General features: G+C 40.9%; 8 protein-coding genes and 1 pseudogene. 8 read left to right on the forward strand and 1 reads right to left on the reverse strand.

The window, feature by feature from the left end; genetic code table 11:
• Positions 1–327: 327 nt before the first annotated feature.
• Positions 328–2,478, reverse strand: coding sequence for a serine/threonine-protein kinase (locus J8Z23_RS16675; protein WP_258663059.1), 2,151 nt, complete (start codon positions 2,476–2,478; stop codon positions 328–330).
• Positions 2,479–2,790: 312 nt separating this feature from the next.
• Between J8Z23_RS16675 and tagH the strand changes: the two genes are divergently transcribed.
• From tagH to tssA, 8 genes and pseudogenes are all read left to right on the forward strand, one after another.
• Positions 2,791–3,984: a type VI secretion system-associated FHA domain protein TagH gene (gene tagH / locus J8Z23_RS16680; RefSeq protein WP_048625116.1), complete on the forward strand. Its 1,194-nt coding sequence runs from the start codon at positions 2,791–2,793 to the stop codon at positions 3,982–3,984.
• Positions 3,985–3,995: 11 nt separating this feature from the next.
• The gene (tssJ, locus tag J8Z23_RS16685; protein WP_005395676.1) at positions 3,996–4,451 is read left to right on the forward strand and encodes a type VI secretion system lipoprotein TssJ; all 456 of its coding nucleotides are present in this window, start codon (positions 3,996–3,998) and stop codon (positions 4,449–4,451) included.
• Positions 4,452–4,472: 21 nt separating this feature from the next.
• Complete coding sequence (tssK, locus tag J8Z23_RS16690) at positions 4,473–5,798, forward strand: type VI secretion system baseplate subunit TssK (RefSeq protein ID WP_085344864.1); 1,326 nt, start codon at positions 4,473–4,475, stop codon at positions 5,796–5,798.
• An 11-nt stretch (positions 5,799–5,809) separates the two neighbouring features.
• Positions 5,810–7,101 (forward strand): annotated as a pseudogene (tssL, locus tag J8Z23_RS16695) (type VI secretion system protein TssL, long form).
• Between the two features lie 16 nt (positions 7,102–7,117).
• Positions 7,118–10,636 (forward strand): type VI secretion system membrane subunit TssM, encoded by a 3,519-nt coding sequence (gene tssM, locus J8Z23_RS16700; protein ID WP_104972679.1) that lies wholly within the window; start codon positions 7,118–7,120, stop codon positions 10,634–10,636.
• Positions 10,618–11,313 (forward strand): type VI secretion system-associated protein TagF, encoded by a 696-nt coding sequence (tagF, locus tag J8Z23_RS16705; RefSeq protein ID WP_104970766.1) that lies wholly within the window; start codon positions 10,618–10,620, stop codon positions 11,311–11,313. The genes tssM and tagF overlap by 19 nt, the downstream gene beginning before the upstream one ends.
• Before the next feature lie 9 nt (positions 11,314–11,322).
• Positions 11,323–12,117 carry a PP2C family protein-serine/threonine phosphatase gene (locus J8Z23_RS16710; RefSeq protein WP_005398381.1) on the forward strand — a complete coding sequence of 265 codons (795 nt, stop codon included), beginning with the start codon at positions 11,323–11,325 and terminating at the stop codon, positions 12,115–12,117.
• On the forward strand, positions 12,110–13,228 hold the full coding sequence (gene tssA, locus J8Z23_RS16715) for a type VI secretion system protein TssA (protein WP_012842182.1): 1,119 nt from the start codon (positions 12,110–12,112) through the stop codon (positions 13,226–13,228). The genes J8Z23_RS16710 and tssA overlap by 8 nt, the downstream gene beginning before the upstream one ends.
• The last annotated feature ends 4 nt before the right edge of the window (positions 13,229–13,232 follow it).

Raw genomic sequence — 13,232 nt, forward strand, 5'->3', positions numbered from 1 at the left:
TCATAAAAACAAAGTTATTGTTCGGTACACTTTGACTTATATACAAGTGTCTATGATCTAATCTTTTGTGCAAAGCATTTTGCACTCGTGTCGTGGCAACACAAGTTACGTGATAGTGGGTTCCAAATAAAATGCTGGGTTGGGAACAATCTTGTCTACCTAGTTTAAAGCAATCATCAAATAAGTAAGCCAAGCGCTCGCCAACTTTGACTATTCCTTCAGTCAAGGTTAACTCTCCTAATCGAGTACAAATACAAGCTAGCAACCTAGTTGCATAATGGCAAGTAGCTTGACGCAAAAAAGGGGCCTTGAGCCCCTTTTGTACAATTAGCTTTGCTTGGAGTCCTGTTCTACCTGTCTCATTAATTCGTTCGCTTTCTTCATTGCGCGCCTTGCGCTTGTGGTCCTTCTCTTATTGAGCAGTATGTCGGAGAAGCGCAGGTATTTATCTGCAGTTTTGAATCTCAAATCGTTAATATCTTGAAAACCGATAGGAAAGTTCTTCGAAAACTGATCAACATCTTTCACTAAGTTATCGAGGTGAGTTGTTGTTCTTGCCTTTTCTAGGCGGTAATAGAAGTTTTCAAATTCCTCTTGGAACAAAATTCGAGCAGCCTCGTCCGGAAATGGTAGAGGATCCTTAGAGTCTAGCGCGGTCTCATACAGTTTCATTTCGAGAACTGCATCTTTCATCGCGTTGCTTATTTTTAAGTTGTTTTGATGCTCTTCAACGTTTGAGAAGAAAGTATTCCCAACCTTAATTAGCGCAACAAGTGCTGCAGCATCTTTATTTTTGAGTGCTTCAGTTAGGTGTTTACCAAAAACATCGCTAGATAATGAGCTTGGTGTAAATGGGTAATCCTGATGAATTTGATTTAACTCATCTTTCAGTTCATAGATGGACTTACTGTCTTCTTCTTTACTGTATCGAGACTTTTCCAGTTGGCTATTGATTTGTCTGGCTATCGAAAGCAATGTTGAGTGCTTGCTTGATTGAATATCTAACGCCAGAACTTCAATTTTATGTGAGTCAGGGTAGTAGGCTTTTGCTTTGTTTAGTACAGACTCGATTTCATCATAATTTGGATAGTTGTTAGCATCAGAATTCAGAACCTGATCAATCTCAGATTCAAACTCACTTAGAAGGTAGCTCTTGTGCTGTCGTAGTAAGCCAGCTTTAATCACCGGGTGTAAGTTTTTCTCACTATTAATCAGTGACAAGCTTTTTTCTGGCGGTGTATCAAGCAACCATTCCTGCCCATTAATCTGATCATTTTGCTTGTTAATCGCTATTTCTAAATCAGAGATGGTTTCTTGTTGTTGTTGATAGCCAAATACGATTCCGGTAACCAATAGTACGCTTGCAGCTACACCGCTAACGATAGGCCAATATCGCATGTTCAACTTTTGTTTTAACTGCTCTGGGGTAAGGTCTTTGGGGATGATGCCAGTTGAAAACACGCGTGCAAAGATAGGCCACTTAGATGCTGGCATATTAGCAGGTTTCGAGACCTTCATTTTCTTTTTGAGAGCTTCATTAACAGGAGTTCTTGAATAAGGATGCTTGCAACTCAATAACTCGTAAGCAATACAAAATAGCGCAAACATATCGTCGCTTAAGTTTGGCTCTTTACCCGACAACAAGTTGAGCGATGCGTAGTTTGGAGTATAACCAAGAGTCTCCACATTTTCGGATTTACGTTTAGCTGCGTATTGATCTTGCTTTAATTGATGAGTTTTAGATACACCAAAGTCGAGTAATTTAACATTACCTTCAGACGTTAAAATGACGTTAGCGGGCTTTAAATCGGCATGCACGACACCAAGTGAATGGGCATAAGACAGGGCGTCAAGTACCTGATTTAGAATCGATAAAGTTGCATTAAACTTCAGCCCATGCGGCCTAGATCGTTGTATTAAATTCTCTAATGTTTCCCCATTAATATATTCCATCACTAAGAAATATATTTCGCCATCGACACCAAAATCAAAAACCCTAATAATATTAGGGTGACTTAATCTTTGTGTTTGCTGAGCTTCACGTATCAACATGCGTGCAGTCTCTGGTTGAGATGCAAACTCTTTTTGTAAAATCTTTAATGCTACGTAAGGGGTTTCTGAACCTGAAGATTCTAATATCTTATCTTTTGCCAAATAAACATCACAAAGTCCGCCATGGCCAAGAACCGACTCGATTTCATATCGATTTTTGACAGTTGTGCCTATTAAATTCTCATTAATAACATCTTTGTCATTATTTGATGTGTTATTTTTATTGTTTATTTTCTTATTAACTAACGGAGTGTTTTCTTTTTGAGACAGTTTTGTATTTGTTTCATTTTTATTTTGAACGGAGCCTTCATTGCTAGCAACTTTATTTGATTGAATTGCATTGTCTCGTTTTTGAGTCTTTACAATTTTAGTTTTGTCTCCGCTATCTTTATTATTTATAGAATTGTTTTTATTGCTGTCTTCCATCACAAGAACTCCGTATAAATGATGGGGGAATATATACCTTTCTGCTCAATGAAAAGTCATTATGTTAGAATTTCTCGGCCAAACTAACATTCGTTTTTTTATTGATGAAAGTCTAAGTGTCAAAAATTTGAACTTGGTTGGATAATTAAAATTGTTGAACATTACGTGATTGCTTTGATAAAAAAATGATTCATTATTCCGTGCATGATTTTCAATGGCAGATTTAAGGTTTTTATTAATCTTACTGTTAATAAGAAAGTGACTAATAATAAAATTAAAAATAATATTTAGCAGGTCTTTGGCGAGGTTTACATGAAGTTGGTTTTAACCATAACAAGTTTTCACAAATTTACTCCAGAGATTGAGAGTGAGTTTGTGTTTGAATCAAGTGATGAGCATGCCAAAGTTACGTTTGGTCGGTCTGAGCAATGTGATTGGACACTGCCAGACCCTGAAAGAGTAGTATCCGGAACTCACGGAGAGCTCATCAAGTTTGGTGATAAATACTTGATAAAAGACTTATCAACTAATGGCACGTTTGTTAATAACGCTGTGACACCTGTGGGCCAAGGAAATGAGATTGCACTAAGTGACGACGATACGGTTAGTTTAGGGGATTACCAAATTTCAGTAAGTATTCAAACTAGCACTGAGGCATTCCATAATCAGGAAAGTAACTTTCGTTCCAGTTCAGAACCTGAAGCATTCTCGAGTTCATCTGAAGCAGAGTTTGTAGACCTCGGCCTTAGTGCCAGTGAGCTTTTGAATGAGAGTGTTCCTTCGGACTTTCAACTAGATATTGGCTTAGTCGATGATTTTATTGATATCCCCAAACCAGAAAAACAGAGTGTAGATCCTACACCTGTACCGGAAACCCCACGACAGCTAGAACGTCAATCAACTCCCAAATTTGATAGTAAAGGGAGCGAGCTTGCGGCGTTCATTAAAGGAGCGGGTATTGATCCAACGATGATTCCCAGCGATAACAGAGAGCAATGGTTTGAACAACTGGGGGAATCATTTTCTTTGATGTTAGTTGGTTTAATGGAAACGCTGCACAATCGAGCGGTATTTAAACAAACAAATCGACTTAGTCATACTGCGTTTCGGAAGTCAGAAAATAATCCTCTGAAGTTCTCTGCGAATTTAGAAGATGCAATTCATAACTTATATAACCGTCAAACTGCAAGTTTCCTAAAACCAAGTGCAGCCATTAAAGAAGCGTTTAGTGATATAGAAAATCATGAACAAGCGTTAATGAAAGGTGTTGAGGGTACGGTTTCAAGTGTTATGTCGCTTGTTGAGCCTACGTCGATATACTCAGAAGCTTTAGCTAAAGACACGGTTATTAATAAGGTTATTCCAGCAAGAAAATATGCTCAAAGTTGGAAGCGGTTTGAGGATATTCATGAAAAGCTATCCGATGACATTATCAATAAAGAATCTCCATTTTATTTAGAAGATTTCGCTAAACACTATGAGTTAGCATTAAAAAATAAAAGCTAGGAAATAGGGTGATGAAAAGAGTTTATCAGTACATTTTGTTATTAATTTCAATGGTTTTATTTGGATGCTCAGCAGCCAATTTAGTTGTTGACCCATATTCAGATTTAGAAATAACAGCAAATCACAATATTAACCCTGACTCCAATGGTAGGCCATCCCCTGTAGTCGTGTATGTTTTTGAATTAACATCAAATACCCTTTTTGAAAGTCAGGATTTTTTTTCAATTTATGAAGAAAGTGAAAAAGTCTTAGGCCCTGATTTAGTGAATAAATATGAAATATCATTAACTCCAGGTCAGAAAGAAACATATCAGGCAAGTATGTCTCCAAAGACTGAATACTTAGGCATTGTCGCAGCGTTTCGAGATATTGAAAATTCAAATTGGCGACAAGTCATTGAAGTGGATAAGACCGGTTACAACACCTATCAAATTCTGTTAGAAGATCTGTCTTTGGTCGTAAAATAACGTTTAGTTGGCTAATTATAAATGACGCAATACTCCAAGACGGCTTGGTGCGAAGGGATGTTTTTACGTCCCCAGCACTTTCAACAACATGAACGCGCAACCTCTCAAGAATTCAAAGGCTTACATCAGTTTGGTGGGGCTTATAATTGGGGGGTTTGGAAATGTCGAGTAAAAGAACATGCATTAAAAGATGGTCTGATTGAATTAGATCACTTTGAGGCAGTTTTGCCAGATATGACTCTGGTCAATACCTTAACAGCCAGCGATTCGGTTGTGCCTTTATTTATTGATAAAGACGTAGAAAATACGTTAGTAAAAATCACTCTTCCCCTTTCAAATGTCAAAGGTAAAAATGTTTCTGATGTAAGTGAGGCGATTGTTTCTCGTTATGTACTTAAAGACGTTGACGTTATAGATAATCTCACTGGGCAGGATGAAGAAACGATTCAAGTCGCAGCCCTAAACCTGGAACTGAAAGCCAGCAATGACAAATTAGCGGGTTATGTTGAGTTACCGATATTGAAAATAAAAGAGGTAACGGCAGAAGGCGAAGTAATACTAGACGATTCGTATGTTCCACCGCTTATCAATTTACTTAGCGACAAAGTTATGTCGGCTTACTTGCGTAACGTTATTGCGATGACAAAGATGCGTGCCGACGTTATTGCTCAGCGATTGATTAAGGGCAAAGCCGCATCTGCATCTGCTGTTGATTTCATCATGCTACAAATGTTGAACAGGTATGAGGCGATGTTAAAGCACTTTAGTGACCTAGACAGGCTACATCCATTGGAATTAGCGACGACCCTGAAAGGTTATATTGGTGAATTAGCTACGTTTTCTGACAAAACCAAGAGGATGCCAAGCTTACTTGCATACGATCACTTAGATGTATCAAGTGTTTATAGCGAATTGAATCAAGTTCTGAGTCAATATCTGAGCGTTGTACTTGATCAAACTGCAAGCAAACTTCCTTTGGAGCCACGACAATATGGAATTCAAGTGACGCCACTTCCAGATAAGCGTTTACTTGAATCATGCCAGTTTGTGCTTGCGGTCAAAGCTGATACGACAACAGATGAAATCAGACGTTTAGTCCCGGCGCAGCTCAAGTTTGGACCAGCGGAGCAGATTCGTGATCTGATCAACAATCAGATTAATGGCATAAACGTAGCGCCATTGAGTGTAGTACCGAGGCAGATCCCTTACCAAACGGGTTATGTCTACTTCGAAGTAGTCAAGAAAGGCCCGTTTTGGATGAGGCTGAAAGACAGTGGTGGTATTGCGCTGCATTTATCGGGGCATTTTCCGAATGCTGACCTTGAGCTGTGGAGTATTAGTCAATAGGTGTGCTCAGTATGGAACAAACGATCGTAAAACCAACACCGGGTGGAAGAGCGCCCGCACCGAAACCACAATCAGAAAAGTCAGCGGATAATACGGTAGTTATCTCAAAAAGTCCTGAATTGGTGAATAACGATTCAGTGGTTGCTTATGGGAACAACCCTTTATTGGCAGAAGCGAATGGTCTTTTATCCATTATTGGTCAAATTCGAGCGACAGCGACTCATTCTGACCCGTTGTTTCTAAAAGAGACGTTGGCACAAAAACTTAGAGATTATGAGAACCGACTACGCCACCACGACGTTGATTTGGACACTATTGATACGGCTCGTTACTGTTTGTGTTGCTCGTTAGATGAAGCGGTGCTCAATACTAATTGGGGGGGCATTCATTTTGGAGCCATGACTCATTGCTTAGTTCTTTCTATGCCAGCAGCCAGGGTGGGGAAGCGTTCTTTAAGTACCTTGATAAGTGCATGGCGCAACCAGATACAAATTTAGATTTGCTTGAATTGATGTACGTGTGCCTATCGCTTGGGTTTCTCGGCCAATATCGTTTGGAAAAAAACGGACTGGAGTCTCACCGAAAACTGAGAAGGCAGATTATCGCTATTCTTAAGTCTTACGGAAGAGGGATACCTCAAGAGCTAAGCAATAGTATCGAACAACACATTTTGAATGGCTCTAAGGCTTCCGACAGAGCTCCTCTCTGGGTTGTGTGCTCCGTAACGGCTGCTTTATTGGTTTGTATATTTATGTATTTTAGCTATGAGCTAAACAAGGCTTCCAACCGCACCTTTTCTCAATTAGTCAATTTGGTTCAACCGCAACAGCTTAATCAAGATACAACGTCAGAATCAAAATCAGCGCCAATTGCAGAAAGGATCTCTATGTATCTGGCAACTGAGATCGGGAAGGGGCTAATTAACGTCGAGCCGTTGCAAGACAGGGTAAGAATTTCGTTAAAGTCGCAAGATCTATTTGAATCAGGTAGTGCTGATGTTGTTGCGTATATCCAACCCGTAATTTCTAAACTCGCTAGAACGTTGGAGTCGACCCAAGGCAAGATCATTGTGACAGGTCATACCGATGATAGGCCAATTTTCACGAGTAAATATCCTTCGAACTGGCATCTATCATTAGCTCGAGCTACTGCTATGTCTGAACAACTTATCTCGAATAGCGCACTAGAAGGTCGAGTCATACCAGAAGGGCTGGGTGATGCAAGACCATTGGTTGAAAACAATAGTGACGAAAACCGAGCTATTAACCGTCGAATTGAAATCGACCTCCTTGTCGCGAATTAATAACAGGTAGATAGAGATGCGTATTAAAGAAATTGGCAGAATATTTACTCAAAGGTGGTTTCTCGGTCTTATCGGTGTCGCTGCTTGTTCAATTTTTATTTGGGTTGTTGGTCCACTTATCACGATAGCCGGATATGAGCCACTAAAGAGCGACTTCCAACGACTCGTCACGATTTTGGTGCTGGTGTTTGTGTGGGCTTTATTCAACGTGACTAAGCAGCACAAGCAAAAAGTTAAAGAAGACGAAAGTATTCAAACGTTACTTGAGGTTGATAGTCAATCAGATAAAGAAGCGGCGAGTGAAATTGACTTAATGCGCGAGCGTATTGAGCAAGCTGTCAAAGTAGTAACGAAAACACATAAAGGAAAGCGAAGCTTATATGACTTGCCTTGGTATGTGTTGATCGGCCCTCCAGGGACAGGGAAGACAACAGTGTTAAAGCAGTCAGGGCTGGAGTTTCCGTTAGCGGATAGCCTTGGTTCTGACTCTATTGCTGGTGTCGGTGGAACTCGTCATTGTGATTGGTGGTTTGCAAATAAAGCAGTTCTGATTGATACGGCCGGTCGATACACGACACAAGACAGTCAAGAAAAAGTCGACTCTAAAGCATGGCACGGCTTCTTGGGGCTGTTGAAAAAATATAGAACGCAAAGGCCAATTAATGGTGCAATTGTCACAATTAGTTTAGCCAGTGTGATGTCGCAGACAAGAACCGAGCGAAGCCTTCATGCTCGAGCTATCAAGTCGCGCCTTCAAGAACTGAAGAATCAGTTAGGGATGCAATTTCCTATTTACGTACTACTGACCAAAATGGATTTAGTTGCGGGTTTCAATGAGTTCTTCTCTGATCTAAGCAAGGAAGATCGTGAGGAATTGTTCGGTTTCATGTTTCCGCGTGAAGTGGCTGATGAAAGAGGGGTTATTTCTTTATTCAATAAAGAATTTCATGGCATGCTGGAGCGCCTTGATGCGCGAATGCTGAGAATCCTTGAAACTGAAGATGATTTAGAGAAGCGAGCACTTATTTTTGAATTTCCTAAACAGCTAAGGGTATTACAAGCTAACCTTGATGAATTTTTAGCTGAAATATTTGCACAAAATAGTTTTGAAGAGCCAGCCTTGATTCGTGGTGTGTTTATGTTGAGCTCGGTCCAAGAAGGCTTACCAGTCGATAAGTTAATGAATGAATCGACCAATGGACTTGGACTAAATCGCCTCGCTCTAGCAAAAAGCCCAACAGGATCTCATAGTTATTTCGTGAAGAACTTGTTTGATAAGGTTATTTTCAAGGAACAACTGTTAGGAACGGTTAATCGTCACTATCAAAAGCAGTCAGGGTGGATGCGCCGAGGTGTTTACATTGGCTGTGCTTCTCTACTGCTAGGTGCGTCTGCACTTTGGCTTATGAGCTACAAGTGGAATTCTCAGTTGATTGTCGATACCAATGAGCAAGCCGGCCATATTGAAGCAATGATTGGTGCTGAGAGCCTAGATTTTGAGGCGGATATTATCTCAGCCGTAGAGACATTAGACCGATTGATGACGCTTCCTCTAGGAAAGCAAAGCAACTACGGCGATGCTGATTCCGTAAAAAGGTTTGGTCTCTATCAAGGAGATAAAGTCTCACAGGCGGCGAACAATGCATATTCTGATGCGTTGACCCAATATTACGCTCCCTTGCTTCTTGATAGCTTGGTGACGGAAATGGAAAGTAATCAACAGCATCGAGAGTATTTGTATGAAACGTTGAAAACTTATTTGATGTTATTTAATCCAGACAAATACCAACAAGATGAAGTGTTGGCTTGGTTTAACTTCTATTTTGAACGTCAATATCCGGGTGAACTAAATCTAGACTTAAGAAAAGGTCTGTTACAGCACACTCAAAATTTATTAGAGAATAATGGACAAGGCTTTTCTTATAATACCGCTGCCGTGACTAATGCTCGCGAGGTTTTGACACAAATGTCTCTACCAGAACGTGCTTATCAGCGAATGAAGATACAATTTTCGAAGAGTCATGTTCCTTCATTTCGTTTGACTGATGTCTTGGGGCCTAAAGGGCTTGAGCAGTTTGAACGAGCGAGTGGAAAGCCGTTATCACAAGGCATTTCGGGCTTTTATACGTACAATGGCTTTCATAGCATTTTTCAGATTCAGATCAACCGTACAGTAAAAAGCCTAATGGAAGAGAACTGGGTTTACGGTGACGATCTTAAGGCTCATGAAATTGATCAAGATAGCGCTATTCAAGGAGTCCAATCTCGATACTATCAAGATTATGTGAATGAATGGAAAACTCTGATCGAAGATATTCAACTTAAGCAGGCTCCGAGCCTAGAGCTTGCAACAGAACAAGCTAGAGTTCTATCTGGAGTTGAAAGGCCAATCGAATCGTTGTTGAGGGCAATCCAAAAAGAAGTTGGTTTGTCGAAAGTATCATTGTCAGAAAATCAGAAGGCCACTTCTGAAGTCGCAGGTAAGGTTGCCAAAGTTAAATTTTCGAATACGGCAGATAGACTAGACATGTACTTGCCTGAAGAAAATGGTTTCAATGTTGCACTGCCAGGTAAAGAAGTCGAATCTCATTTTTCGGAGATCTTACGTCTCGGCGAACAAGACTTTGATGATATTCAACAAGCTATGGTTAACTTGCGCTCGTATTTAAGCGATTTATCAAGCTCAGGTAATAATCAGAAAATTGCTTACAAAAGTATTTTAGATGGGACCGTTACACAAGATGTGGCTGCTTCCTTTGCTCGCGCTAAAGAACTTTTGCCTAGGCCATTTAATCAATGGCTAGGTGAACTTTCTCAAGAGTCAGTTAAGTTTGCGGAGAGCGGGTCGAAAGATCATCTAAATCAGCTTTGGGTTACGCAAGTGGTGCGCCCTTATCAGCGGACTATTGCGGGTAGATACCCATTCGAGCCAAATGCAAGCAGAGAAGTAAGGCTGAAGGACTTCAAACGTTTCTTTGGTTATGGAGGTACGCTTGACTCATTCTTCCAAGAGTATCTTGAACCGTTTGTCGATACGTCGAAAAGTCGTTGGCGATTAGAAAAGGAAATTGGAGTTCGTCCAGAAACGCTGATGGTCTTTCAAAGAGCGAAGCGTATCAGGCAGTCTTTCTTTGAATCTGATAATTCATTGCGCGTAGAGTTCGGTATGAAACCAGTGTATCTGGATCAGCACATTACTCGGTTTGTTCTAGAGTTGGGTAAGCAAGATTTGGTTTATAAGCATGGACCAGCACGAGCTAAGTCCTTGAGCTGGCCTGCGGGTCAAGACCAGACTCGAATAGTGTTCACACCGCCAGAATCTAAACGTGAGATTGCCCATACTTATGAAGGTGAGTGGGGCATATTCAAACTGCTAGATCAATCACTTAAAGCAAGACCAGAATCACGTAAAGACAACATAGTTATGATTGATTTAAAGGGAAATAAGGTGCAACTAGAGCTTATTCCGTCTAGTGCTATTAATCCGTTTTGGTCAAATGAAATGGAGAGGTTCAGATGTCCACGAACCTTGTAACATCAGCCTGGGGTTATATCGGTAAAATGCCTGCAAAAGGAGACTTTGTGAAAGATGGCTTATCACAAGATTTTTCAGAGCGCTGGCATGACTGGCAGCAGGCTGTTATTGCAGTCAGCAGAGAACAATTGGGTGAAAGTTGGAATGAGCACTTTTTAACCGCGCCTGTGTGGCACTTTGCTCTGGATGTTAGTTACTTAGAAGACTCGACATACATTGGTAGCATGATTCCTAGTGTAGATGCATGCGGTAGATACTTTTTCTTTACTATAGCTCGTGCCGTAAAAGGTGAAGCTGCGCAATATTGGGGGGACAAAGCTTGGACCGAGGACAGTGCATCTCTTGCCCTAGCAGTACTTGAGGACGACTTTGTATTTGATGTTTGGCATAAGAGCATGCAAGAAAAAAACGATTTAGTGGCGAATGTAAAAAGTGAAGTGCGGCCTCTTAAATTTCTTTATCAAAGCCAAATATCTACGATTTTTCATGATCAAGGTGGAGCAGATCAAAGCGCACTTTTGAATTACCTCATTAAAGAAAAATTGAGTAAGCCATGCTTTTGGTGGACTGAAGGCTCGACTCTAGTTGAACCATGTATGTTTATGACCAGCGGTTTCCCTTCTATTGGTCAATTTTCTGCCATGCTTGATGGCGGTTGGAAAAAGTGGAATTGGTAGGATAGAAGAATGAATTGGAACTATTTTACCTTTGCTAAATCGCACGCAGGAAAAGTACGCCCTTATAACGAGGATGCTCTTTTAGATATGACAGAGCAGCATATTTGGGTTGTAGCCGATGGAATGGGTGGGCATAGTGCTGGCGACATAGCAAGCCAGATGCTAGTGGATAGAATCGCGCGCCATATGCAGGATGTCCCAAATACCAATATCGATGATATCCGGAGTGTGGTTCAAGCCGCGAATTTAGAAATTTATCAATACGCACAAAATCACTTAGACGGTAAAACGATGGGAACAACTCTCGTTTTGTTGTTTATCCAGGACGGGTATTACCACTGTCTTTGGGTCGGTGATAGCCGAATTTACCAGCTTAGAAATGGTCATTTTTCTCAAAAAACACGCGATCATAGTCAAGTTATGGATTTAGTCGATCAAGGGTTATTGGCATTTGAAGATGCTGAGTCACATCCTCTCGCAAATGTTATTACCAGAGCTGTTGGGGTAGATGAGAGTATCACTATTGATCAAGTTTCGGGGCAGTTGGCTGACGGAGATCAATTTCTTCTGTGTAGTGATGGGCTTTCTAAAGAATTAACGAGTGATGAAATTCACCGGACATTGTATGCGGACTCAGTAAATCAAGCAGGATTAGCGCTCATGCATTCGGCGTTAGTGAGAGGTGCAAGTGATAACGTTACTTGTGCGTTAGTCAAAGTTCGCCAAGCGCAGACAGAATTTGAAGCAGTAACGAGAGAAGACGCGACGATCCCCGTTTTTCTTAGAGGGAGGTCTTATGAATAGTGAGATGTTCGATTGGTATGAACAAGCGTTGGCTCCTATATCTCAAGAGAATCCCACAGGTGTTGATCCTAGAGAAGATGTATCGCCACAGTCCGCTTATTACCGATTAAAAGATCAGCGTATGGCTGCGCGAAATGCAGAGCGTAATGCGCTTATAGAAGAAGAAAGTATTTATACCCACAGTAACTTATGGCGGGTATTTATTGAAGAAGTACCAGAGATACTTACGAATCAATCTAAAGATTTAGAGTTTGTGGCTTGGCTTATAGAGGCTCTAACTCGATTGCATGGTTTTCGTGGTATGGGCGTTGGGTACAAACTCGCAACCGAGTTCATCGAGAAGTTTTGGGATGATCTCTATCCAATGCCTGATGAGGATGGTATTGAAACAAGAATATCGGCGATTACTGGCCTCAATGGTATCGATAGCGAAGGAACACTTATTTTCCCTATTGCTTGTATCCCGCTTACTGACGTAGGCGTTGAGCAAGCGTATGCCTACTGGGAATATCAGCAAGCTATTGAGTTGGAGCGTTTAGATGAAGATAAGCGCCGAAATCGAGTCGATCTTGGCGCTACAGAGCTATCTGATATTACAACTACAGTTAAATCTACCTCTGATGCCTTTTATCGTGAGCTAATCGCTGATCTGGAGTTCGCCACAGAGTCATTTAATGAATTCAGTCAGCGATTAGATGAAGCGGTAGGTGATGTCACTCCTAGCTCTTATATATCAAAAAGGCTTGAATCAATACACTCGGCATTAAAGCATCTCCTTGGAGAGCGTTTTAATCAACCACAAGCTGTGTTTGAAGAACTGGAGGAGGTGGATGAATCTTCTTCTTCGGAACAACAAGTGAGTTCACAAAGTTCTGATGCACTATTAGCGACAAACATGAAATCACGAGAGCAGGCGATTAGACAATTGCAGCAAGTAGCTGATTTCTTCAGAGAGAGTGAGCCTCACTCACCAGTTTCTTACTCCATCGAACAGATCATTCGTTGGTGTGGAATGCCTCTGCCGGAGTTACTGGCGGAACTTATCTCCGACGGAGATGCAAAGAAAAGCTACTTCCGTTTGGTTGGCATAGCAGAACAAAATGAAAATTAATAAA

It is taken from the genome of Vibrio sp. SCSIO 43086 (assembly GCF_051132235.1).
Classification (GTDB): Bacteria; Pseudomonadota; Gammaproteobacteria; order Enterobacterales; family Vibrionaceae; genus Vibrio; species Vibrio diabolicus.

Coding starts and splice junctions, on each gene's coding strand:
- J8Z23_RS16675 (WP_258663059.1), bottom strand. CDS start 2,478: ATGGAAGACAGCAATAAAAACAATTCTATAAATAATAAAGATAGCGGA.
- tssM (WP_104972679.1), top strand. CDS start 7,118: ATGCGTATTAAAGAAATTGGCAGAATATTTACTCAAAGGTGGTTTCTC.
- tssJ (WP_005395676.1), top strand. CDS start 3,996: ATGAAAAGAGTTTATCAGTACATTTTGTTATTAATTTCAATGGTTTTA.
- tagH (WP_048625116.1), top strand. CDS start 2,791: ATGAAGTTGGTTTTAACCATAACAAGTTTTCACAAATTTACTCCAGAG.
- tssA (WP_012842182.1), top strand. CDS start 12,110: ATGAATAGTGAGATGTTCGATTGGTATGAACAAGCGTTGGCTCCTATA.
- tssK (WP_085344864.1), top strand. CDS start 4,473: ATGACGCAATACTCCAAGACGGCTTGGTGCGAAGGGATGTTTTTACGT.
- tagF (WP_104970766.1), top strand. CDS start 10,618: ATGTCCACGAACCTTGTAACATCAGCCTGGGGTTATATCGGTAAAATG.
- J8Z23_RS16710 (WP_005398381.1), top strand. CDS start 11,323: ATGAATTGGAACTATTTTACCTTTGCTAAATCGCACGCAGGAAAAGTA.